Below are 22,667 nucleotides of genomic sequence, written 5' to 3'. Positions count from 1 at the left end.
CAGAGAGATTTTTTATTTGGTCTTGGGAATTGTAAGAGAAGGAAGCAAAGGGATTGATCTGTGAGGGAGAATGGGATTAGTAAGGAGATTGTGGATGCTGCGTATCAGATTCATACGAAACTGGGTGCGGGCTTGTTGGAGTCAGTTTACGAGGTAGTGATGGCTTATGAGTTGCAGAAGCGAGGTTTAAGGTTTGAGAGACAGAAGCCCATTCCTGTGGTTTATGAGGGGATGCACTTAGGAGAAGGTTTTAGGGCAGACTTTATTGTAGAGAATTTAGTAATTATTGAGTTGAAGTCTGTAGAACATATCGCTCCAGTTCATAAGAAACAACTTTTAACTTATCTTCGTCTTACTAACAAGCATTTAGGTTTACTCATCAACTTTAATACCGATCTCATTAAAAATGGTATTACTCGCATCGTTAATAATTTATAAAATCTCTGCTTTCTTTCTTTGCGTCTTTGCATCTGGTGCGCGAGATAAAAACCAAATAACTTATTAACTTAAAAATGCGATCGCTTTTTCCACCTCTACACATCAAAAATGCGATCTTTGTTTACAATTGACGTATCATTTTCTGATATATCAAAACATCTGAAAAACTCACTATGAAATTAAAAGTTATTATTCATACAGCCGAAGAAGGCGGATTTTGGGCAGAAGTACCTGCTATTCCTGGTTGTGCTACGCAAGGTGAGAGTTTTGAAGAGTTGCTGCAAAATATTTATGAAGCAGTCGAAGGATGTTTATCTGTAAATGAAGCCGATCTTGAATTAGATAGTAATGCTCAAATTTTAGAAATTGCAGTATGAAGTCTGTTAACGGGAAAAAATTTGCTAAATTATTAGAGCAAAATGGATGGGTGCTTTTAAGAGTAAGTGGTAGTCATCATATTTTCGGCAAATCTGGTAATCCTCAGAGAATTTCTGTTCCGATACACGGTAATTAAACATTAAAAACTGGCTTATTAAAACATTTTCTCAAAGTTTCTGGTATCTCTGAAAATAAGTTGTAATTGATTAGTAATTAAAGCGATCGCTATTCTCCTAAACCTATAACTCCTCTGCGTCTTTGCATCTGGTGCGCGAGATAAAAACCAAATAACTTATTAACTCAAAAATGCGATCGCTTTTCTATTTTCACACATCAAAAATGCGATTTTTGTTTACAATTGACATAGTAATTTTCATTATGTCAAAAAATATAGGAAACTAACTATAGCAATCAGGAATCAAATATGAAAAAGTAAAAATAAAAGGCTGAAAACTAAAAGTGGAAGAATTAAATACTTTTATAGAGTCTAATGCAGATCCAAGAAAATTTTCTTTTAAATCCGACTCCTAACTATTCACTTGTGGTTAATTAAACATTGTCATCTTCAAACTTATAGCCAACTCCTACCACTGTTTTGACAAATGTTGGATTGGCTGAATCTGGCTCAATTTTTTTACGCAGTCTTCTAATATGGGTATCAACAACTCTTTCATCACCAAAAAAGTCATTGCCCCAAAGTTTGTCGATTAGTTGGGTACGACTCCAAACTCGACCAGGATAGCTTAAAAAGGTTGCTAATAAATTAAACTCTAAAGTCGTTAAGTCTAGTTCGTCAGAAGTTTGGGTATTTAACTGTCTTGTTGCTAAATGTTGATCTAGATCGACGGAAAAATGTTTAGTGCGATAAATCTGAGATGTTTCTTGTACGTCGTGCCGCAAACTACGCCTTAATAAGGCTCGAACTCTAGCAACCAATTCTCTAGGGCTAAATGGCTTAACTAAATAATCATCAGCCCCAGTAGAAAGCCCAATTACTCGATCTATTTCTTCTCCTCTAGCTGTGAGCATTAGGATATAGGGATCTTTGTTATATGGCTGCTGACGAATGCGGGTACATACTTCCAATCCATCTAAACCAGGAAGCATTAAATCGAGAATTACTAAATCTGGCTGCTGCTGCTTAAATATCTCTAGTGCGGTCAATCCATCATGAGCAACACGACAAGCAAAACTTTCCCTAGTCAAAGTTTGTTCTATTAATTGAGCAATTTCTTGTTCGTCTTCAACAATAAGTATTTCCATTTTCAATGAGCAATGAATCAATCAATTGCTTCACTATTTATTTACTATAATCCCAAAAAAAGCTGATAACTAAAACAGTATAGTTTGGATGTGCATAATTTATTAAACTATGCTTTTGCTGATTGTTTTGCCGTAATTACACCACTAATAGCAGAAAGAAGTACCCAGCCAATAACATTTACTCGTAAATCGAAAATAGTCACATCAAAAAGATTAAAAAGAATGCAGCACGTAAAGGTGACTAGATAGCTAAAAAAGATCAGCCTAGAATCATCTGTAGACCAATCGAGAAGCAATTTTACCCCCTGAGCCATAATTGAGCCAACAATACAGATAATCAATAAAACAGCAATAATTCCTGTCTCTGCACCGAGCATTAAAAATAAATTGTGAGGATGTCCAAACCAAAAATTTGTTTTGGCTTCGTAGAGAGGGGTAAAGTTTCTCAAACCCCAACCAAATAAAGGGCGTTGTTTAATTAGATCCCAGCAGAATTCCCATAGGGTAATGCGTAGAGTTTCTACAGGGCGTTGATAATCTCGATCTGACAGTCTTGCCCAAAAAAAGCTAGGAACAACCTTTCTTAATTGAGTGCCGCCTAAATTGGGGGCAAAAGATGCCCAAAGAATTGCCGTAGCAGCACTACTTACGCCATATATTAGCCAACGCCAACCCATATATGCGACATAAGCCATAAAGCTAATCGCAGCTAGCCCCCAAGCGTTGCGAGAACTAGTAAGAATTAATCCGCTAATATCTGCTAGCAAAATTATGGTAAGCAATGATAATATCTGAGACTTTTTACTGGCTGGGTTTTTTCGCCAAGCTTGCCAAGTATCTAACCATAATCCTAAAGCTAAACTAAAGGCGATCGCCAGATAAATAGCCAGAAAATTAGTATAGTTAAATACTGCTGACATCCTTCCCGTCGGCACTCCTTGTGCCACTAGCTTCCAACCTAAAATAGACTTTACTAAAGGAAGAGTATACCAGCCAGCAAATAGCTGACCAAAGCCTAAAACCACAATTGGCAAGGAAGGAAGGATTAACAACCAAGACAGCTGCTTCAGTTGAACAGGATGCCTGATTAAAGGTTTCAAAGCTGCAAACAGTAAAAAAAATGGCAGAAAATTAGCTAGCCCTAGCCAAGCGTCCTTGGGTTGTTCTGCCAAAGCCGAACTGACAATGAATAAAATAGACAATATAGCCAGGGCTTGGTTATGGCGATTGGCTATGATCTTACGTAAATTATCCTGTCCAGACTTGATGATTATGATTAATAGTCCCACTGTTCCTAGGGTAGGAAAAAGCGGTAAAACAAAAATACTAAGACTAAAACATAACCATGTCCAATCTGAGCTTTGTTGAGAATAGTCATTAAACAAGCCGTTGCTTTTGCTAACTTTCATGCAATTTAAATAATTAAAGAAAGTTGTTATGGCAAATCTTGTAAACCATTGTCAGGAGTATTAGAAACTCCTCTTTGTAATTGAGCGTAGGACTGATTGTAATCAATAATTGAAGAAAGCAAATCGCCACGAGAGGTAGTTAACTGGGTTTGAGCATCAATTACGTCTGTTTGAGTACCTACACCAGCTTGGAAACGTAATCTAGCCAGGCGCAAACTTTCTTCTGACAATTGTACCTGTTTGGTAGCTGTACCTATATTTTTCTGGTTAGACTTTAGACCAAAATAAGCTTGTTCTACGGCAAAACGAATCAAATTGCGCTGGTCGGCGAACTGAGTTTGGGCGATTTCAATATCTTTTTCTGATTGTAGCGCGCTAGCACGAGCAGCACCTCCGTCAAAGAATCGCCAGCTAATATTTAAACCCACGGCATAGTTATCGCTAGGATTGAAACTATCCTCGAAGTCATCGCTTATTTGATATTGGGCAGTCGCTCCGACTGTTGGTCTGATTTGAGATAAAGCAATCTGACGTTGTTCGGCACTAATTTCTCTTTGTAACAAGAATTGCTCTAATTCAGCACGGTTTTTAAATGCTTGAACGATTGATTGTGGTAAAGAAAGTTTCCAAGCTCCAGCTTCGGCGATGGGATCTGCCGTGGCTAGACCAGTACTATGGGAAACACTGAGGGTTTCTGCTAGCTGTCTGCGAGCAATATTTTGATTGGCTTGAGCCGTAATTAGTCTTTGTTGTGCCTGTGCCAATTCTACTTCTGCCCGCAATACGTCAAATCTTGTGCCTAAACCCGCTTTTTCTAGCAATCTGGCATCCTTTAGGGTTTGTCTGGCATCTGCCACGGCCGCCTGTTCAATTTTTACCTGAGCATCGCCATTTTGCAGATTATAATAGTCTCTAGCCGTTTCAAAACGAGCCTGTTCGACAACTACTTCTAAATTTAACCTCGTACTACGTAGTTGTTTTTCGGCTGCACGAATAGAAGCTCCTCTATTACCGCCATCGTAAATATTATAGTTGAGGCTTACATCTGTATTATAGCTAGCTGTTTGATTGCTAAAATTATTACCAGAGATACTATTTTGAGATAGTTGGTTCTCTACCTGTTGTCTAGTTGTACCTGGTGGGGCATCATTTACCCGTTGATTGATTACTTGGTTATTGATACTATCAAGGAAGACAGAGTTACCATAACTAAATCCAGTACTAAAAGTAGCAGTGGGGAATAGTGCCGCCTTTGCTTGTCTAACTACTGCTTGCGATCGCTCTACTTGAATTCTTTCTTCTTCTATCTGTTTATTGTTTTTAAGGGATAATTCAATCGCCTGTTCTAAAGTAATCGGTTTTTGAGTATCAACTTTTACCTCAATTGGTTTAGTAGGAAATGAAAGCGGATTGGGACTAGGGTTGAGTTGGTCTAGATTAAGAATTGGTTTTTGTGCAGGTTTAATAATATCTGCCGTAGCATCTGAAGTTGAACCTGAAGATTGAGCCACTCTTCCCGATGTTAACTCTTGGAAAACAGCATCTGAATTAGATAGCTGGCTATTTTTTTCTGGTAAGACTGATGAAGGCAACTTACTATTAGATACTATATTTTTTTTCTGGTTGGCAGTTAAATTTTTGCCAACTGAATTGCTAGAATCATGACTGGCTATATTTTGCGCACTAGCTATAGCTGCGTTAGTAACCAATATTACTGAGCCTATACCTATAATTTTAATAAATTGATTGATCTTACCCACTCCTCACTCCTTATTTGCAATAATTCCTGAATCAAAAATATAGATAATTCTATAACCGCTATTGTGGCTCTGAGAACATTTTTGTCAACTCTTAAGCAGTACAGTCACTCTAGGATTTGACGATCGTGAAACTATTAAAATTCATGATTACTATACCCCAAAGTGGGTTTAAATAGACATTAAAATGAGCTTATTGACCAATCAGAGCAGTCTATGACAAAGCCAAAAAGCTACGGTATCTTTAGCTGAGAAATATTGTAAACCACCGCTCACCTAGGCAATCAGCGTTAATACTCAACTAAATTGATAATTGGCATATTAGGTAGCTTTTGTCTGCCTCCTAAAGCTGTTAGCTCAATGACAAACGCACAGCCGATAGTTTTTGCCTTTATTTGAGTCAATAATTCGCAAGTAGCTTTGGCTGTTCCTCCCGTAGCCAATAAATCATCGACAATTAAAACTTTTGCTCCAGGGGCGATCGCATCTTGATGAATTTCCAGACTATCAGTGCCGTATTCGAGTTCGTAAGTAACTGAATGCACTGAGGCTGGCAGTTTTCCAGGTTTGCGTACAGGAACAAAGCCAGCATTTAATTGATAAGCTAAGGGAGTGGCAAAAATAAAGCCTCGCGATTCTATGCCGACAATGTAGTCTGGTACTAAATTTGCGTCTCGACACTTTTGCGTTAACAGATCGATGGTGTATCTTAAGCCTTGAGGATTATTCAATAAAGTAGTAATGTCCCGAAAAAGAATTCCTGGCTGGGGGAAATCGGGAATGTCGCGGATTAGAGACTGTAGTTCCATAAATAAACGTCAATAAAGTAAATTAAATTAGTCTGTGTTTTCAATAGCTGTGGCATCATAGCACCAGAGATTAATTTGTTATCCTCGACAAAGAATAATATATAACCAGAATATGGATTTGATTTTATAATGAGCCAATCTGCAAGTTTAGAATCCGATTTCCCCGTACCAGTGGATCAATCGGCTTCAGTCTTAAATACTTTACCAGACATATATCTTCCTTCTAAGGGTTGTTCTCCTTATACCCAGCAGCAAATTGATTTGCTGTTGCTCGCTCTAGAGGCTTTAGAATTGGGTGCATCAGAACAGATGCTGGCGATGGCAAGACAGTTGGGCATAGATAAAATTGTTAAAAATCGCGTTAATCTCTGGCGGTTGCGCTGTAGCAACCCCTGGAGACGTTCTTATACTAGAGATTATTTAAGCTTGGAACAGGCAAAGGCGCTGGTAATTATTGCAGGTTATCGAGCCAAAGATCTAATGGTAATTATTAGACAACTACTGGTAGCCGAACAGCAAATGCGAGTAAAAAATCTGCCAGTTGATAATCATTTTCGTCTTTCAGAGTATTTAGAAAGATTCCGCGCCCATTTTCGCAGTCGCATGAACTCCCGCCGTGCCAAAGTGTCTGCATACATTGCCTCGGAAGAACAATTAAATGAACTAGCTTTGTCCCTATTAAACAAGCTGCTGTTTTGTACGGGAACAAGAGGGCTAGAGCGAGTTTGGGTGAGTTTATTTGATGGAGAAGTAACATGAACACTAAGCGACAGTACAGCCTACCCAACTGCAATTTAGTTTTAGAAGGCATGGAAAATGTCGATCCCCAGAGCGTTGATATCTTGGATGGAAAGTCTCCTATGTCTATTTTGATTAATGCTGAATGCAACTTTTTTAATTCCAATCAACAGTTGAGTGGTGGTAGCGTTTTCTTAGCTAACCTGTCTAAGGCTGTCAGTAACTATGCTCAAGGATTTTTGAGTGGACTGTCTCAGCCCCATAAAAAAACTAGCCAATATCCCCGAATATCGATTGAACAAGTTGCCGAGCAACATTGCCATCGTTTAACCTATGAGCTAGAACCAGGAGAAGAAACTAGGACAGAGGTTAATTTAACTACGGTAGAATTATTTGATTTGGTAGATGCGATCGATCAATTTTATGCAGATCGAACTACCTTGCCAAATATGAGTCTAGAACTACAGTCTGTAAGTAAGCGTTATCGTCAACCAGAACAACCCTTGGCACAAAGATTAACTCCTGTAGTACTTGGCTTTACCAGCTTGGCAGTGGCAGCAGGGGCATTCTTTGTTATACCACCTCCTGAGATTAACACGCCTAAACCAACTCCTGTTAACCAAACTACAAAAACTAAACCTGTTCCCAAACCAGAATCAACCCCAAGTCCTACTCCAGTGCCTCCATCTAATCAAGATAAGTAATTGGGGTAGTGGGGGTGTTTAGGGTAGGGTCGTAGTGGGGTAATAGATAATACTCCACCACCTCTCCATCTCTTCTACCCTCTCCATCTTCTCTACCTGCAATACTTCTATTAATTCAACAACTCCAATTATGAGAGTTGCTATAGAATTGAGATACTTATAATATTTAAACATTGGTATACATATATTAATAAATGTCTCAAACTGCCTTAAATTTGATTGCGATCGCCATTTTTTTGATGACTATGACATCGTTATTGGGACCAATTTTTCATATTCCCCCCGTTGTTCCTGCTGCGGTTACCTTTGGTATTTTGAGTTTAGCTACAGTAGATACTTTAAGCTGGAATAGTAGAGGAGTTTCCTTGCTATTAGACTTGTTTGCATCGGCTGAACAACGTCAGCGTATTATTTGCCATGAGGCAGGACATTTCCTAACTGCTTACTTTTTAGGCATACCCATCACTGGCTATACGCTAACCGCTTGGGAAGTCTTAAAACAGGGGCAGTTAGGTAGAGGCGGGGTGAGCTTTGATACAAAAAGCTTAACCGCCAAACCATTTGAATTTGAAAAAATGCGTTTAACCTTAGAACGTTTATGTACAGTCTGGATGGCAGGAATAGCAGCGGAAAAAATCGCCTATGGTAATGCTCAAGGTGGTGCAGAAGATCGACAACAGTTAAAACAAGCTTTGATGATGGCGGGGTTACCAGAAGTAGGTTATTCCCAAAAAGAACGTTGGGCCCAACTACAGGCAACCAACCTTTTGACTAGACATCAAGAATCATACCAAGCTTTAATTGAAGCAATGGAACAAAGAGCTTCTGTAGAAGAATGTTATGCAGTGATTCAGCAGCACTGCGATGCAGACAGCGATAAACTAATAGCTAACCAATTTTAGGCTGTTGAAATTTATAAATATCTTGAATTACCTGTACCCAACCATCGGCAACAGATTGTAAAATGCGATCGCCTTTCTCTTTTGTCGCAGCCGTAGCATCTCCCATAACCCCACTTTTGCTTAATTCTTTAGTTAGCCAGGCAAAAGGTAACTTTCCCTCCATATCTAAAAGACTATCTTGGGGCAAACCTTGGGGATATTCCTTGACTGCCTGAGACATTTTGACCTGTTTTGGCAACAGCGAGAGCATAATACTAGTTTCTGCGTCTCCTGCATGAATTCCATATTCTTGCTCTTGTTCTGTAAGCAGATCGCCTACTGAATGAGGCACGCACCAGGTAAATAGAGGAAATACAGCAAAATCAAGATGTTGCTGATGCAAATCCCTAGCAGCTATTTCCATAATTTGCGGTTGACCTCCGTGAGAATTCATTAGCACCAGCTTACGAAATCCTGAGCGATAAATACTGGCTGCCATTTCTTTAATTACCAACAGTAGAGTAGTGGCTGTGAGGCTAATTGTGCCAGGAAAGCCATCGTGTTCATTGGACTTTCCATAATATAGACAGGGAAGGGCATAAGCAGGAATATCTGATTTTAATTGCTCTAAAGCTTTGCCAAGTACTCCTAAACTGATAGCAGAATCTACGGCGATCGGTAAATGGGGACCATGTTGCTCAATTGCACCAATAGGCTGAATGATGACTACGTTTTCTTTATTAGGCATCTGCTCTATTTCTGTCCAGGATAAATAGGAGAAATAGCGTTGAGGAGGAATAAAGCCGTGCATCATAGAACCACATTTTATAAATATTAGCCCTTACTATCTTAACTGCCTCCCTCGCGCACAGTTGCGGCTAAAGCCTTCGTCTTGCGCCAGGCTCTGGAGAGCCTCGACGTTCCTTCGGAACGGCGGCGAACTCCAGTTCGCGCGACGCGGTGAAACAGTCCGTTGCGAGGCAAAGCGTTGCGCGGGTTTCCAAGGGGCTGTGGGCGTGATTGCATCGCGCCCTTTATAAGCCCCGTCGCGTTGAAGCTATTGCCGAGGGTGGGCGGTTTCCCCGACTTGAGCGCGAGATTCGCGGAATTTAGTTCCGCTTGAATAATCGCGCTGTTGAAGGAACTGTCGAACCATGCGCGGGGGTCGCTCGTCCAACTGCTGCAATCGATAACAAAGCTTAAACGAGAAGTACATATTGTCTACATATTTCTCGGTAAAACTTCTTAGACTCTTTAACAAATACGGATAATTACCTAGATATAATTACAGAATTATAATTCTTTAATAATACAAATCTTCTTTGTGAATCTAACCAAAGAGATTGATTTACAAAATAATGAAAAATTCTCAGGATAACAAGGGTATTTTATTCTTATTGCTAAAAAATAGTATCGTCCAGTTTATTGCGGGGATATTGTCTATACTAATTGTTTTAAAAGTATCAAACAGCATTGAATACAAATTGATTGAAATAATTTTCAAATGTCTAGGCTATGGGTTCTTTTGTTATTTAACCACTCCTTTTATAATCTACTGGCTAGCTTATGTGAGTCAGGAAGTAGCTACCGACAAAAAGCTAGCAATCACGGTTGGGGTAATGGCAATCTACAGCTATATAATTTGGGATGCCTATTTCTTTTTTAGAGAAGCGATCGCCTTATATCTTTAACTGCTGACTATTTTTGTTCACCTGCCTAAAAACAGCCGTGATAGAATAACACTCACGACTCGCGCGTTAACCGCGCGCAGGGTCGCTCGTCAAGCAAAACCCTAGCTCAAGCTGTAAAATTGGTGCAACATGGCAGAGGAAACAAACAAAAAAGATCAGGATCCGGCAAAATCTTCAGCAGCAAAAAAAGATACTGCTAAACCTGCTGCCAAAGCAGCAACCAAGAAAGAAAAGCCACCTAAATTAGAAGACAAACCGTTTAGTGAATTTATTCAAGAACACTATCTTCCAGCATTAAAAGAAGCAATGGCTAGCGAAGGAATTGAAGACCTAGACTTGACCTTTGTAGAACAAGGTGTGCCAATTAAAAGTGCTAACTCAAATGAACCCTGTTGGCAAGTAGTAGGGAAATGGCAAGATGGCGATCGCGCCTTCAATCTTTATTTTCCTGATGAGGATATTACAGGTCAAAAAGCTTTCTCTTATTCTACCTATGGGAACAAGCCCAGCACCATTGAATCTTTTATGATTGATGAGAGAAGAGTTAATTTAGAACTGTTGGTCATGTATACCGTGCAACGTCTTAACGCGCAAAAATGGTTGACTAGAAATTAAACGCTGAGCATCATTTACAAATATTAATAATCTGAATCGAGAGGCGATATTTTCGCCTCTATTTTTTAGTAGCTATTTGTCAAGAAACCTAAAATTACTTCGCTTCAACAAAAATTTGGTTTTTAGATATAGATAAATACTTTAATTAAAAAATTCACTTAATCTAGATCTGTTGATAAATTGCTATAGTCTTCTCTCGTCAAAAAAGATGGTCGGATTCCATTACAAATCAAACTTTTATTTTTACTAGCATTGTCTTTACTATTTGTTGTAAGAACTAAATTTAATCCAAGATCGAATCAAATGTCTCCTTCTAAAAATAACTAAATTTTTCTTGAATAAAAAAAGAGAAATCTGAAGGCAGGATTGAATTCCTAGATACATTACTTCAGATCCCTCTTTGAGATTGATTCTGTCTAGTTATTGCTAACTAACTTATTTATCAGCGTCGGGTTTAGCTGTCCCTGCACAGGGATTAACAGTTCCATCAGCAGGGGCGGTTTGAGTTGCATCATCACCAGTATTAGTTCCACCAGAGTCAGGAGTAGCACAAGAAGTCACTAAACCTAAACTTAATACGGATGCAGCAACTAGAGTTCCCAGATATTTAACTTTCATATTTTTCTCTTGTTGTAAGTTTTAATTGCGACTATCTTACTGAAACAATTTAAATATTGCCCATAGTATATACAATCTAATCTAAGCTTTGAAAATTTCTTGATAAGGTTCGGCTAATTTTACAAATTTGCTTACGGGGTGACAAAAAACCAAAAAGCGATATAAAGAGTTGGATGTAGGAGAGAAATGGCAAAAAAAAGGGGTCATGACTACGCGCATACCCTTCGTCTTGCTAGGTGAGCATTATATGCCGTTAATCCCTTCGTTACCGTTGAGGCTTTATAGGCAAGAAAGAGGTACTCCCAGCATCTAGTCTCCCGCATCTAGTCCTTCCCTTTAGGGGGTCGCTCGTCAAGCTAATTGAAAAACCTCAATCTAAAAAATAATGCCAAAATTCTATCACAAATGTATCTCGCAATGATTAACATCCAGACAATATATAGCCGTACCAAGTTAAATTAGCGGTGCGACCCCCGCGCATGGTTCAACAGTTTGCTTATGCCGGGAAACCTTTCGACACTTTGCTCGCCCTCGACAACCAAGGGGTACCCCCCGCAGGTACCTCAACGGGGGGAACCCCCCTTCGGGTTCGTGCCTTTGCTCAAGTCGGGGAAGCCTTTCAGCATTTGCTCATGGGGGAAACCCCCAAGACCGCAATGCTTCACCAACGCAACTGCCTCACCGCAACGGTTTTGTCTCCCAACGGGTCACAGACCCGCAACGCAAGTGTCTCACCACCGCAACTGTCTCACCGCGTCGTTTTACGGCGCTAGGGAACGCGCACCAAGACAGGACATATTTAAAGTTATTTGCTCGCAAGTAACAAGTAATGAGTAACGAGTAACGAGTTTTAAGAAATGTCTATCACGTTTACACGTAATGCTATACGACACTAAGAATAATTATTTTAGTATTACACTATAAAACAATCTAACAGTTCGATATTCAAGGAATATTTGACTTAATACGAGAAAAGCTAGTCATTAAACAATGACAATATAGTTCGGCTGCACATTTTAATTAACAGCAAATTAAGAAAACAATAATTTTTTTGATATTACTTTTTATAAAACATATCTATCTTCAGATAGAAAATATTTTTAATATTCTAAATTATATTTGAACGCAAAGAAAGATAATAATTCTCAGATTTAAAAATTATTATTATTGTCTGACTATAGGTTTTTAATTTCGATAATAATTAATAATTGCCTAATAAAAGCTATTAAAAATGCAAATTAGAAACCTTTTTACAAAATTATGACTTCTTCTACTGTTGATTCAAAAACAGACAATAAAAAACGTTTTTCTACAGAAAAAAGTATTGATCGCGGTTTTATTTGGCTAACGGCTGCCTTAGCATTTGCGATCGCAGGAGTTTTGGTTTGGATCGCAATTCAGGTGGGTATTGAGGCTGTGCCAGCAATCCAAGAATTTGGTTGGCCATTTATAACTGGCAGTTCTTGGAATCCTCCCGAAAAACAATATGCGATTTTGCCGATGATTTACGGCACGGTAGTTAGTTCTCTTATTGCTTTACTGATTGCTTTTCCTGTTGGAGTAGCCTATGCGATCGTTTTGAGTGAAAACTTTATTCCTAAGTCTGCGCGTCTGATTTTAGTATTTTTAGTTGAGCTACTAGCAGCGATTCCCAGCGTAGTCTATGGATTATGGGGAATATATGTATTGATCCCCTTTCTCAAGCCAATTGGCTCTTGGTTACATGATAATTTAGGCTGGATTCCCTTATTTTCAACCAACTATGTTGGCCCTGGGATGTTTCCTGCGGGAATAATTTTATCCATTATGATCTTGCCCTTAATTACAGCGATCGCCCGCGATTCTCTAGCTTCCTTGCCAGACAATCTCCGTTGATGACTTTGCCGCCTTGCGAGGAGTTTATATGGAAGTTCCCAAAAATCAGGTTACGGCATTGATTGGACCTTCAGGCTGTGGTAAAAGTATTCTAATACGCTGTTTTAATCGTCTTAATGATTTAATCGATGGTTGCAAAGTAAAGGGTAAAATTATTTACCGCAATAAAAATCTCTATGCCGACAATATCGATCCTGTAGAAGTAAGACGACGGATTGGCATGGTATTTCAAAAGCCCAACCCGTTTCCCAAATCAATCTATGAAAATATTGCTTACGGTGCGCGGATTAACGGTCATGAGGGAGATATGGACGATTTGGTGGAAAAGTCTTTGAGACAGGCAGCCATTTGGGATGAAGTCAAAGATAAGCTCAAGCAAAGCGGTTTATCTTTATCTGGTGGTCAACAGCAGCGTATGTGTATTGCTCGTGCAGTTGCCCTAAAACCCGATGTAGTACTGATGGATGAACCCTGTTCTTCTCTCGATCCTGTATTTACTAGTAAAGTAGAAGACTTGATTCACGATTTAAAACAAGAATATACGATGATCATTGTGACTCATAATATGCAGCAGGCAACCAGGGTTGCAGATATGACTGCATTTTTTAATGCTGAAGCAGGAGAATCAGGAAATCGCTTTGGTTACTTAGTAGAATACGACAAAACAGAAAAAATTTTTGATAATCCTCAAGAAGAATCAACTCAGAAGTATGCCAGCGGACATTTTGGTTAAATTATTGATCGATAGCAAATAACTATTCACTCTTTGTAGTAAAAATAATACATTGTAATTTATTAATATACAACCAAGAAAGTTACCAAAATTACCGAATTTTAAATACATGGGTATTTAAATAAACTTATACTTAACTGTCAATTAACCTTAAGCCTTTAAAGTTAGTATCAAGAACCAATTTTGTCGCGATCTCTATACATTATTTTAGATAGTTGCGATCGCTCAACCGCAATAGCGACATCTTGCTTTTCATCTGAATTAAATTTGCTCAAAGTCCGCAAATATAGCTCAATTTATTACTTTTGACAGAGGTAATTTATATAGTAAAACACTTAGAAAAAAATTAGTTTTATTCAACAGTAAACGAAACTAATTGTTAATCAAGTCTTAATTTTTTAGAGTTTTTTATCAACAGATCGTCGTTTAAATTAAATAAATAAGAACCTTTATCAAAAAAAGTATTATGGTTTCAACCCCAGCTAGTTCTCAAGAAACATCGCCAATTTTAACATCTGAAGAATTAAGAAAAATAGACGCCTACTGGCGTGCCTGTAACTATCTGGCAATTGGCATGATCTATCTGCGAGATAATCCTCTACTCAAAGAACCTTTAAAAGCAGAACACATCAAGCAACGTCTGTTAGGACATTGGGGTGCATCTCCTGCTCTTAGTTTCAGCTATATTCATCTCAATCGACTGATAAAAAAATACGACCTCAACTCGATATTTATTGCAGGGCCAGGACATGGTGCGCCTGGAGTATTAGGGCCTGTATATTTAGAGGGAAGATATTCAGAAGTATATCCCGACAAAAGTCAAGATATACAAGGGATGCAGAAGTTTTTCAGACAGTTTTCTTTTCCTGGCTATATTGGCAGTCATTGCACCCCCGAAACTCCTGGATCAATTCATGAAGGCGGTGAATTGGGCTACAGTCTTTCCCATGCCTACGGTGCGGTTTATGACAATCGCGATCTAATTGCTGCTTGCGTTGTGGGTGATGGAGAAGCGGAAACGGGGCCTTTAGCAACGGCATGGCATTCCAACAAGTTTCTCAATCCTATCCGTGATGGGGCGGTACTGCCGATTTTAAACTTAAACGGCTACAAAATTGCCAATCCAACTATCTTAGCTCGCATTAGTTCCGAAGAATTAGAATGCCTTTTCCGAGGCTACGGTTATACTCCTTACGTGGTGGAAGGTTCTGACCCCGAAGTAATGCACCAAAAAATGGCAGAGACGATGGAGGAGTGTATCACTAAAATCCGCGAGATTCAGCAAGAAGCTCGTAGCCAAAATAAGGCTTTTCGTCCCCGTTGGCCGATGATAATTCTCCGTACTCCCAAAGGCTGGACAGCACCAGATAGGGTAGATGGTAAAAAGGTCGAGGGTTTTTGGCGCGCTCACCAAGTACCGTTAGAGGGAATGCACTCTAACCCAGAACATTTACAACTCCTCGAACAGTGGATGAAAAGCTATAGACCAGAGGAGTTATTTGATGAGCAAGGAACTTTGATTCCTGAACTACAAGAGCTAGCACCAAAAGGCGATCGCCGTATGAGTGCCAATCCGATAGCTAACGGCGGTTTAGTACGTAAGAATTTATTAATGCCCGATTTTCGCGAGTTTGGCGTAGATATAGACCAACCTGGAGGTGTTATGGCAGAAAACACCAGGGTACTAGGTAAGTTTTTGCGGGAAGTTATGCGTAACAACATGACCAACTTCCGCGTCTTTGGTCCGGATGAAACTGCTTCTAATCGTTTGGCAGACATTTATGATGTTACTAAAAAAACCTGGCTGGCGGATTATCTACCCGAAGATGAAGACGGAAGTATGTTATCTCCTGACGGCAGAGTGATGGAGATGTTAAGCGAACATACCTTAGAAGGTTGGTTAGAAGGATATTTGCTTACAGGCAGGCATGGCTTGCTCAATTCCTATGAAGCTTTTATTCATATAATTAGCTCGATGTTTAACCAGCACGCAAAATGGTTAGAAATCTGTAAAAATAAAGTTTCCTGGCGCGCTCCCGTTTCCTCGCTTAATATCTTACTCTCTTCGGTAGTTTGGCGACAGGATCATAATGGTTTTTCCCACCAAGATCCAGGCTTTATCGATGTGGTGACAAACAAGAGTGCTGAAGTTACCCGCATCTATTTTCCACCCGACGCTAACTGTTTGTTGTCCGTTGCCGATCATTGTTTAAAAAGTAAGGATTACGTCAACGTTATCATTGCTGACAAGCAGATGCACCTGCAATATTTAACTATGGATCGAGCGGTTAAACACTGCACCAAAGGTATTGGGATCTGGGACTGGGCAAGTAATGATGACTGTGGCATACAGGCAGATGAGCCTGATGTAATTATGGCTTGCTGTGGCGATATTCCGACGATGGAATCATTAGCAGCAACTGCCATTTTGCGCGAAGAATTTCCAGATCTCAAGGTCAGATTTATTAATGTGGTCGATCTGTACAAGCTTCAGTCATCAGAAGAACATCCTCACGGTTTATCTCATAAAGAGTTTGATACTTTATTTACTACTGAAAAGCCAGTAATCTTTAACTTCCACGGCTATCCTTGGTTGATTCATAAGCTGGCTTATCGTCGCACTAATCAAGCTCGCATTCATGTTCGAGGCTATATAGAGCAGGGCAATATTAATACTCCGCTACAGCTAGCAATTATTAACCGAATCGATCGCTTTGACTTAGTTATTGATGTGATAGATCGCGTTCCTAGTTTGGGTTCTCGTGCTGCACACGTCCGCGAAAGAATGAAGGACGAAATTATCGACAACCTCGCTTATGCCAAAGAACACGGCATGGATAAGCCAGAAATTTCCGATTGGACATGGGGAAATCATTGAGCATTGACCACTGGTGACAGGTTGAGGATGTGTGTTGACTAAAATTATTTTTTCTTAACTTGTCACGACTAAAAATTGACTGATAAATGCTAAATGATAAATGAAATGACATTATCTCAGGACAGATCTCAGCAACAGAGTGTAATTGAGAATGATCGCACTGGTTTAGATACGGCTACGCTTAAAAAAGCGATCGCCGATAATTTGTATTATCTTCAGGGTAAATCAGTAAAAACGGCAAGCCTAAATGATTATTATTTAGCTTTGGCTTATACAGTGGGCGATCGCCTAATGCCAGGCTGGTTAGCTACGGCGCAAACTTATTTAGATCCAGAAACTAAGGTGGTTTGCTATTTTTCTGCTGAGTATTTAGTAGAACCTCATTTAAGTAATAATCTAATTAATCTGAATATCTACAATCAGGTAGCGCAGGCAGTAGAAGAGTCGCAGCTAAATTTTAGTGAATTAGTCGCACAGGAAGAAGAACCAGGATTGGGTAACGGTGGTTTGGGTCGTTTAGCTGCTTGCTATATGGACTCTCTGGCTAGTTTAGAAGTCCCCGCCATTGGTTATGGCATCCGCTATGAATACGGTATTTTTAAGCAGGAAATTAAAGACGGCTGGCAGGTAGAAATTAGCGATAAATGGTTGCAAAATGGCAATCCTTGGGAGATTATCCGTCCTGAAGCTACGGTAGAGGTGAAGTTTGAAGGGCATACAGAAGCATATACTGATAATTGCAGGTAATTATCAAGTGCGCTGGATACCTGGCTATGTTCTGCAAGGCATTCCCTGTGATACGCCCATCTCAGGTTATCAGGTAAATACCGTTAATACGATGAGGCTGTGGAAAGCAGAAGCCTGTAAATCTTTTGACTTTGGCAAGTTTAATCAGGGAGATTATTACGGCGCGGTAGACAGCAAAGTAGTATCAGAAAACCTGACCAAAGTTCTTTATCCCAACGATGAACTGAATAAAGGAAAGAAATTGCGTCTCCAGCAGCAGTATTTCTTTGTTTCTTGTTCATTACAAGATATGATTCGCATCCATTTAGCCGAATCTGAGAGCCTAGATAACTTTCACAAAAAATTTGCGGCACAGCTTAATGATACTCATCCTGCGATCGCCGTTGCCGAATTGATGCGTTTATTAATCGACGAACACGATTTAGCTTGTGATAAAGCTTGGCAGATTACTCAAAATACTCTGGGCTATACTAACCATACTCTGTTGCCCGAAGCACTAGAGAAATGGTCTTTAAGTTTATTTGGTTCTTTGCTTCCCAGACACTTAGAGATTATCTATGAAATTAATCGGCGATTTCTTGATCGCGTCAAGCGGGAATATCCTAACAACAGCGAGAAACTAGCCAGTTTATCTTTAATCGATGAAAGCGGTGAAAAATACGTCCGCATGGCGCATTTAGCCTGCGTTGGTTCTCATTCTATTAATGGGGTAGCCGAACTACATACCAAGCTGCTAAAACAAAGTGTTCTTGAAGATTTCTACGAACTGTTTCCCGAAAAGTTTAATAGCAAAACCAATGGTATTACTCCCCGTCGCTGGATGGTGTTGAGTAATCCTAGATTAAGTAGTTTAATTACAGAAAAAATTGGCGATCGCTGGATTAAAGATTTAAGCCAACTCAAACAACTCGAACCTTTGGCTGAGGATGCCCAGTTTAGACAGCAATGGCGGGATACACAGCAAGCAGTCAAACAAGATTTAACCGACTATACTGCCCAAAACCTAGGCGTTACAGTTAATCCTGAGTCTTTATTTGACATCCAGGTAAAGCGCATCCATGAATATAAACGTCAGCATCTTAATGTGCTGTATATTGTTACCCTGTACAATCGCCTCAAGCATAATCGGGATCTAGATATTGTGACGCGCACTTTCTTCTTTGGGGGAAAGGCTGCACCAGGTTACTACATGGCGAAGTTAATTATTAAACTAATCAACTCTGTAGCCGAGGTAGTCAATAACGATTTAGATATTGGCGATCGCCTAAAGGTAGTTTTTCTCCCAGACTACAACGTTAAACTTGCACAGCGAGTATATCCTGCTGCCGATTTATCCGAACAAATTTCCCTAGCGGGGAAAGAAGCATCGGGTACGGGTAACATGAAATTCGCCCTCAACGGTGGGCTAATTATCGGTACTCTCGATGGGGCAAATGTCGAAATACGCACTGAAGTAGGGTCAGAAAATTTCTTTTTGTTTGGCTTAAAAAGTGGCGAAGTAGAAGAAGTAAAAGCCCAAGGTTATCAACCCTACCAATATTATGAAAATAATAAAGAATTAAAAGCAGCGATAGATTCTCTAAGTGCGGGAGTTTTCTCTAATGGAAATAAAGATCTGTTTCAGCCTCTTATAGATAAACTGCTGCATCAAGATTCTTTTCTGTTGTTGGCTGACTATCAATCGTATATCGAATGCCAAGATCGGGTAGACCAAGCATATAAAAATCAAGAAGATTGGACGAAGATGTCTATTCTCAATGTAGCGCGGATGGGTAAATTTTCTAGCGATCGCTCTATTCGCGAATACTGCGAAGATATTTGGGATGTGCAAGCTAATTAATAAATTTGCCTGTATCCAAATCTAGTTTGTGGCTTTTTGTATTTCGGAAGATCGCGATGTCTTCGGGTAGCTTCGCGATAAGAAAATAGGGTATTCGGTTAAAGCGATCGCATTTCCCAATTAATCTTCTGTTTCTTCCTCTTCTTCCAGTGTAAATTCGCTGATATAATCTCTTACAACTCTCTCAAAGAATAGTGGTGCTGGCAATTTTGTCCAGTCTTTGAAATGACCGTATCCATAACGGAGTTCTTCAATTAAGCCAGCTATATTATCTGCCTCGTCTTGTTCTTGACGCAAGGCAACAACTATCTCTAAAGGATTTGGCGTTGACCATTGCTTAATATGTGGTAGCTTTGTTTCTATAATTTGTAACTGAAAATTAGCTTTGTTTGTTACTTTTTGTTTGCTTTTCCGATCATTATCTTTTTGAACTTCAGTCTCATAATCTTTTTCTTGCTCAAATTCTTGGTAGCAGCTAGCACCTCTTTTTTGTTGATTTGTGCTTCTTTTACCAATTGAGAGATAAGGAACACAGCCAGTATTATTTTCTACATCTAGTTTATATAAACCAGTAATTTGACCAGATGGAACAGATAATTTGATTTGCTTATCTTTAGCTGCTTCCAACTCTTTTTCAGTTCGAGTATCCTCTAAAAAACTTTCTGCTAAACGTTTAACTTTATCTTCAACAATTCCAGGTGCTAGCTCTTGCCTGATACGAACAATTCTTGCTCCCTGCCAATTTTCCTGCATATTTGTACCTCCCTTTTTATCGAGGACTATATCAGATAAATTAATATCAGTGTCTCTTAGCCATCCCCAGAGTTGGGAGCAATTAGACGAATCAATCATAACTATAGGCTTGTTACCTTTATTGACAGAATCAGAAATAATTTTATTGACAAATGTTTGAAAACCCAAACTTTGTGAATATCGATTTTCCCCAAGAGATATAGGAGAGATTTTAGAAATATCAAAAAGTGTTTCAATAAATGGTTTCCAATCAGTAATGACAGGTTGTTTTGTTTGAGAATCTTTGTAACAACAGCACATTTGAGTCAAACCAGTTTCTACGCTAATTTTAATTGCCACGGCAATAAAAGTACTTTCCCATCTTCCTCTAGTTCTACCTGCATTTCTACGAACAATAGTAATAGCAATAATTTCTTGAGGTCTATTTTCAAGCTCAATATCACTAAAGTAACGAGTAACTTTTCCTTGTACATCATCAATTCGACCTGAATGCGCCCAAATCAAATCTTTAGTAGCTGCCTGTGCGCGAATGATAAAGTCTTGTATCTTAGTATTTCCTGATTTTGCTATTTCGGGTGGACGAATAAACTGTACACAAATACGACCAATTGAAGCTAGTGCTTTACAAGTTGAAGGTTTATTAACTGTGTCGTCATGGGGAGCATTTTTATCATCTTCTGAACGAGGATAATATTCTCTTGCCATCACCAAACAAAATTTTGGGCGTTTTATTTTAGCAATTTGTTCAGCTATAGGTGTCCAGGTTGCTACTCGTAATTCTGCTCTTTGTTGATTATTTAGTTCGCTTCCTGGCAAGGTTTCTTTTGCACCATGAGTATTTTCTGGAAGTCGCTGTAGCTTTATTTCTATTGTTTCTCCCCAGAGCATATTGATGACTACTTGTAAAAAATCAGCAGTTCTTCTGCGCTCATTTTCATAGAAAATAATTAGCAATGATGTTTCATTTGGATATAGTCGCTTAATAGCTTCTTTGTTAGCTTTAAATAATGTTTCCAAATCTTCAATCTGATTCTTTCTATTTTTGCTGGTTTCTTTGAAACGTAGGTCTTTAATACCTTTTTCACTTAATTCAAAATCAAAAGTATCTTTTAAACATTCGATAATATCGCGATCGCTCATTTCATCAAGAGATTTTTTATCTTCATCAGGAATATCTTCATTTTCTGCTTGTAAATTCTCTATAATCTCATGAAAAGCAGTAGGAGTATTGATAAGGCTTCGAGCAGCATTTTTATCTTCAGGATGACTGATTTCCACTTTTGAATAACCATCAAAGGGTCTAATTCCTTGAGGTTCTAAAATTTTAGCTATATTTCCAAAAGCTTCCAGTTTATCTTTAGGAGGGACACCAGCATCAATACCGTGTTTTTTTTCGTCTTGAATACCGTTGCGGTAGGTCAAAAGAACTTGACAATCATCTGTATCTGCTTCTCCTCTAACTATTTGACTGGCGTTTGAGACATTTAACGGTAGATTTAATTCTCTTTGTAAAACAGAAAAGGAACTATCTGCTTGCCATTCCCATTTATTAGTTTCATTATTTTTACGACGATTTAGTTTGAAGTTAAAAACGCGATCGCTATGGTTTTTTGAGAATATATAACCATTGATACCACCAGTACTATAAACATTTTCTTTAAGACTATTAAGCCAACGTCTTTTCTTAACATCCATTGTTAGTAGTGGCTGATGCAAAGAAGGAAAAGTAACAAGTTCAAATTCAATTTTCAGGCTAAATAAGCCTTTGTTTTCTATACAAATAGGCTTTGTTAACAATTCTACTTTTCCCGAACTCATTCCACCATTGCTGGTGATAGTTCGTTTTACTTGTCCTAAATCTGAGAACATTTCAGTTTTTTTATTTTCTAAAACTGTTCTTGCTACATGGTCGGCAAATTGCGGAAAAGAAAAAATATCTTTGCGCTGAGTTGTACCGCTATTTTTATCCCAGTCCCAAGGAAATATTTGAGATTTGAATGTTTTAATTACTAGCAATTTATTCTTAGCTTGTAACTCTCTCAATCTTTCAATAGCATCTTCTGAGACATCTTCTTTTTGTCCGTAGGGAACGAGATGATTTTCTAACCAATCATTGAGAACTGGTTTTAAATCTTTTGTAATCTGATTTTTACTACCACCATTAATAAAAGCAAAAGACTGTTGTTTTTGTTGGCTAACAGTATAACCACTTAACCCCATACTAGGCTCAATACGAGATACATTAGATAATCTAAATTCTAAAAAACCTCTCAAGGAAGCATAAGGCAAATTTTTAATCTTACTCACATCACTATGAATTTGAGCTAAGTTAGCTAAAGCCTCTTTAGTCCAGGTAAGAGCAAATCCTTCAATTATGACAGGCTGTAGATCGTCGGGAATAGTGAAAGCTAAAGTAACCCTTTTTTTATCTTTATTTTTAGATTCAGTTCCTAATTTCACATAAAATTTTTGATTCGATTGATTTTCGTTTATCTGGTTAGCCTGCAAATTTTGTTTAGTCATAGTACAAATTAGAAAAT

General features: G+C 38.8%; 18 protein-coding genes and 2 pseudogenes. 12 read left to right on the top strand and 8 right to left on the bottom strand.

The annotated features are described in order from the left end of the window. Positions 1-60: 60 nt before the first annotated feature. The 3 genes from SLP02_RS11835 to SLP02_RS11825 all read left to right on the top strand — a co-directional run bounded on the left by SLP02_RS11835 (position 61) and on the right by SLP02_RS11825 (position 952). Positions 61-438 carry a GxxExxY protein gene (locus tag SLP02_RS11835; protein WP_319420858.1) on the top strand — a complete coding sequence of 126 codons (378 nt, stop codon included), beginning with the start codon at positions 61-63 and terminating at the stop codon, positions 436-438. 173 nt (positions 439-611) lie between these two features. Then, the gene (locus tag SLP02_RS11830) at positions 612-815 is read left to right on the top strand and encodes a type II toxin-antitoxin system HicB family antitoxin (RefSeq protein WP_319420857.1); all 204 of its coding nucleotides are present in this window, start codon (positions 612-614) and stop codon (positions 813-815) included. Next, positions 812-952: a type II toxin-antitoxin system HicA family toxin gene (locus tag SLP02_RS11825; protein WP_319420856.1), complete on the top strand. Its 141-nt coding sequence runs from the start codon at positions 812-814 to the stop codon at positions 950-952. The genes SLP02_RS11830 and SLP02_RS11825 overlap by 4 nt, the downstream gene beginning before the upstream one ends. A 413-nt stretch (positions 953-1,365) precedes the next feature. Here the strand turns inward: SLP02_RS11825 and SLP02_RS11820 are convergent, their stop codons facing one another. The 4 genes from SLP02_RS11820 to SLP02_RS11805 all read right to left on the bottom strand — a co-directional run bounded on the left by SLP02_RS11820 (position 1,366) and on the right by SLP02_RS11805 (position 6,054). Further along, entirely contained in the window at positions 1,366-2,079 is a 714-nt protein-coding gene (locus SLP02_RS11820; protein ID WP_319420855.1) for a response regulator transcription factor, read from the bottom strand. 107 nt (positions 2,080-2,186) lie between these two features. Then, a complete protein-coding gene (locus SLP02_RS11815; protein WP_319420854.1) occupies positions 2,187-3,488 on the bottom strand; it encodes an O-antigen ligase family protein in 1,302 nt (433 codons plus the stop codon). Positions 3,489-3,514: 26 nt separating this feature from the next. Beyond that, a complete protein-coding gene (locus SLP02_RS11810; RefSeq protein WP_319420853.1) occupies positions 3,515-5,248 on the bottom strand; it encodes a TolC family protein in 1,734 nt (577 codons plus the stop codon). A gap of 287 nt (positions 5,249-5,535) precedes the next feature. Continuing rightward, positions 5,536-6,054: an adenine phosphoribosyltransferase gene (locus SLP02_RS11805; RefSeq protein ID WP_319420852.1), complete on the bottom strand. Its 519-nt coding sequence runs from the start codon at positions 6,052-6,054 to the stop codon at positions 5,536-5,538. A 129-nt stretch (positions 6,055-6,183) separates the two neighbouring features. Here SLP02_RS11805 and SLP02_RS11800 point away from each other — a divergent pair, with 129 nt between their 5' ends. Beyond that, positions 6,184-6,813 carry a DUF3038 domain-containing protein gene (locus SLP02_RS11800; protein ID WP_319420851.1) on the top strand — a complete coding sequence of 210 codons (630 nt, stop codon included), beginning with the start codon at positions 6,184-6,186 and terminating at the stop codon, positions 6,811-6,813. Beyond that, positions 6,810-7,496: a DUF4335 domain-containing protein gene (locus SLP02_RS11795; RefSeq protein ID WP_319420850.1), complete on the top strand. Its 687-nt coding sequence runs from the start codon at positions 6,810-6,812 to the stop codon at positions 7,494-7,496. Before SLP02_RS11800 ends, SLP02_RS11795 begins: the two co-directional genes overlap by 4 nt. An 18-nt stretch (positions 7,497-7,514) precedes the next feature. Here SLP02_RS11795 and SLP02_RS11790 read toward each other — a convergent pair whose 3' ends face one another. Further along, on the bottom strand, positions 7,515-7,670 hold the full coding sequence (locus tag SLP02_RS11790) for a hypothetical protein (protein WP_319420849.1): 156 nt from the start codon (positions 7,668-7,670) through the stop codon (positions 7,515-7,517). 20 nt (positions 7,671-7,690) lie between these two features. On the opposite strand from SLP02_RS11790, the gene SLP02_RS11785 reads away from it, so the two are divergent. After that, positions 7,691-8,398: an ATP-dependent Zn protease gene (locus tag SLP02_RS11785; protein WP_319420848.1), complete on the top strand. Its 708-nt coding sequence runs from the start codon at positions 7,691-7,693 to the stop codon at positions 8,396-8,398. Here SLP02_RS11785 and SLP02_RS11780 read toward each other — a convergent pair. Then, positions 8,385-9,191 carry a creatininase family protein gene (locus tag SLP02_RS11780; protein WP_319420847.1) on the bottom strand — a complete coding sequence of 269 codons (807 nt, stop codon included), beginning with the start codon at positions 9,189-9,191 and terminating at the stop codon, positions 8,385-8,387. The genes SLP02_RS11785 and SLP02_RS11780 overlap by 14 nt on opposite strands. 544 nt (positions 9,192-9,735) lie before the next feature. Between SLP02_RS11780 and SLP02_RS11775 the strand changes: the two genes are divergently transcribed. Next, the gene (locus SLP02_RS11775) at positions 9,736-10,068 is read left to right on the top strand and encodes a hypothetical protein (protein ID WP_319420846.1); all 333 of its coding nucleotides are present in this window, start codon (positions 9,736-9,738) and stop codon (positions 10,066-10,068) included. A 129-nt stretch (positions 10,069-10,197) separates the two neighbouring features. Next, entirely contained in the window at positions 10,198-10,683 is a 486-nt protein-coding gene (locus SLP02_RS11770) for a DUF2996 domain-containing protein (RefSeq protein ID WP_319420845.1), read from the top strand. Positions 10,684-11,118: 435 nt separating this feature from the next. Here SLP02_RS11770 and SLP02_RS11765 read toward each other — a convergent pair whose 3' ends face one another. Then, the gene (locus tag SLP02_RS11765; RefSeq protein WP_319420844.1) at positions 11,119-11,301 is read right to left on the bottom strand and encodes a hypothetical protein; all 183 of its coding nucleotides are present in this window, start codon (positions 11,299-11,301) and stop codon (positions 11,119-11,121) included. A gap of 1,260 nt (positions 11,302-12,561) precedes the next feature. Between SLP02_RS11765 and SLP02_RS11760 the strand changes: the two genes are divergently transcribed. The 4 genes and pseudogenes from SLP02_RS11760 (at position 12,562) to SLP02_RS11740 (ending at position 19,374) form a co-directional block, all read left to right on the top strand. Further along, positions 12,562-13,176, top strand: coding sequence for a PstC family ABC transporter permease (locus SLP02_RS11760; protein ID WP_319420843.1), 615 nt, complete (start codon positions 12,562-12,564; stop codon positions 13,174-13,176). Between the two features lies 1 nt (position 13,177). Continuing rightward, positions 13,178-13,909 (top strand): annotated as a pseudogene (pstB, locus tag SLP02_RS11755) (phosphate ABC transporter ATP-binding protein PstB); the annotation flags it as partial. A gap of 466 nt (positions 13,910-14,375) precedes the next feature. Further along, entirely contained in the window at positions 14,376-16,787 is a 2,412-nt protein-coding gene (locus SLP02_RS11750) for a phosphoketolase family protein (protein WP_319420842.1), read from the top strand. A 105-nt stretch (positions 16,788-16,892) separates the two neighbouring features. Continuing rightward, positions 16,893-19,374, top strand: a pseudogene (locus SLP02_RS11740) (glycogen/starch/alpha-glucan phosphorylase). A gap of 120 nt (positions 19,375-19,494) precedes the next feature. Here SLP02_RS11740 and SLP02_RS11735 read toward each other — a convergent pair. After that, complete coding sequence (locus tag SLP02_RS11735; RefSeq protein WP_319420839.1) at positions 19,495-22,650, bottom strand: RNaseH domain-containing protein; 3,156 nt, start codon at positions 22,648-22,650, stop codon at positions 19,495-19,497. Between the last annotated feature and the right edge of the window lie 17 nt (positions 22,651-22,667).

Source organism: Pleurocapsa sp. FMAR1, from assembly GCF_963665995.1.
Lineage (GTDB): Bacteria > Cyanobacteriota > Cyanobacteriia > Cyanobacteriales > Xenococcaceae > Waterburya.
This window is presented reverse-complemented; position numbering and strand designations above follow the sequence as displayed.

What these genes read in the sequence shown, in the direction of transcription:
- SLP02_RS11830 (WP_319420857.1), top strand. Translation starts at nt 612, where the DNA reads ATGAAATTAAAAGTTATTATTCATACAGCCGAAGAAGGCGGATTTTGG.
- SLP02_RS11825 (WP_319420856.1), top strand. Translation starts at nt 812, where the DNA reads ATGAAGTCTGTTAACGGGAAAAAATTTGCTAAATTATTAGAGCAAAAT.
- SLP02_RS11820 (WP_319420855.1), bottom strand. Translation starts at nt 2,079, where the DNA reads ATGGAAATACTTATTGTTGAAGACGAACAAGAAATTGCTCAATTAATA.
- SLP02_RS11815 (WP_319420854.1), bottom strand. Translation starts at nt 3,488, where the DNA reads ATGAAAGTTAGCAAAAGCAACGGCTTGTTTAATGACTATTCTCAACAA.
- SLP02_RS11805 (WP_319420852.1), bottom strand. Translation starts at nt 6,054, where the DNA reads ATGGAACTACAGTCTCTAATCCGCGACATTCCCGATTTCCCCCAGCCA.
- SLP02_RS11800 (WP_319420851.1), top strand. Translation starts at nt 6,184, where the DNA reads ATGAGCCAATCTGCAAGTTTAGAATCCGATTTCCCCGTACCAGTGGAT.
- SLP02_RS11795 (WP_319420850.1), top strand. Translation starts at nt 6,810, where the DNA reads ATGAACACTAAGCGACAGTACAGCCTACCCAACTGCAATTTAGTTTTA.
- SLP02_RS11790 (WP_319420849.1), bottom strand. Translation starts at nt 7,670, where the DNA reads ATGTTTAAATATTATAAGTATCTCAATTCTATAGCAACTCTCATAATT.
- SLP02_RS11785 (WP_319420848.1), top strand. Translation starts at nt 7,691, where the DNA reads ATGTCTCAAACTGCCTTAAATTTGATTGCGATCGCCATTTTTTTGATG.
- SLP02_RS11780 (WP_319420847.1), bottom strand. Translation starts at nt 9,191, where the DNA reads ATGATGCACGGCTTTATTCCTCCTCAACGCTATTTCTCCTATTTATCC.
- SLP02_RS11775 (WP_319420846.1), top strand. Translation starts at nt 9,736, where the DNA reads ATGAAAAATTCTCAGGATAACAAGGGTATTTTATTCTTATTGCTAAAA.
- SLP02_RS11770 (WP_319420845.1), top strand. Translation starts at nt 10,198, where the DNA reads ATGGCAGAGGAAACAAACAAAAAAGATCAGGATCCGGCAAAATCTTCA.
- SLP02_RS11765 (WP_319420844.1), bottom strand. Translation starts at nt 11,301, where the DNA reads ATGAAAGTTAAATATCTGGGAACTCTAGTTGCTGCATCCGTATTAAGT.
- SLP02_RS11760 (WP_319420843.1), top strand. Translation starts at nt 12,562, where the DNA reads ATGACTTCTTCTACTGTTGATTCAAAAACAGACAATAAAAAACGTTTT.
- SLP02_RS11750 (WP_319420842.1), top strand. Translation starts at nt 14,376, where the DNA reads ATGGTTTCAACCCCAGCTAGTTCTCAAGAAACATCGCCAATTTTAACA.
- SLP02_RS11735 (WP_319420839.1), bottom strand. Translation starts at nt 22,650, where the DNA reads ATGACTAAACAAAATTTGCAGGCTAACCAGATAAACGAAAATCAATCG.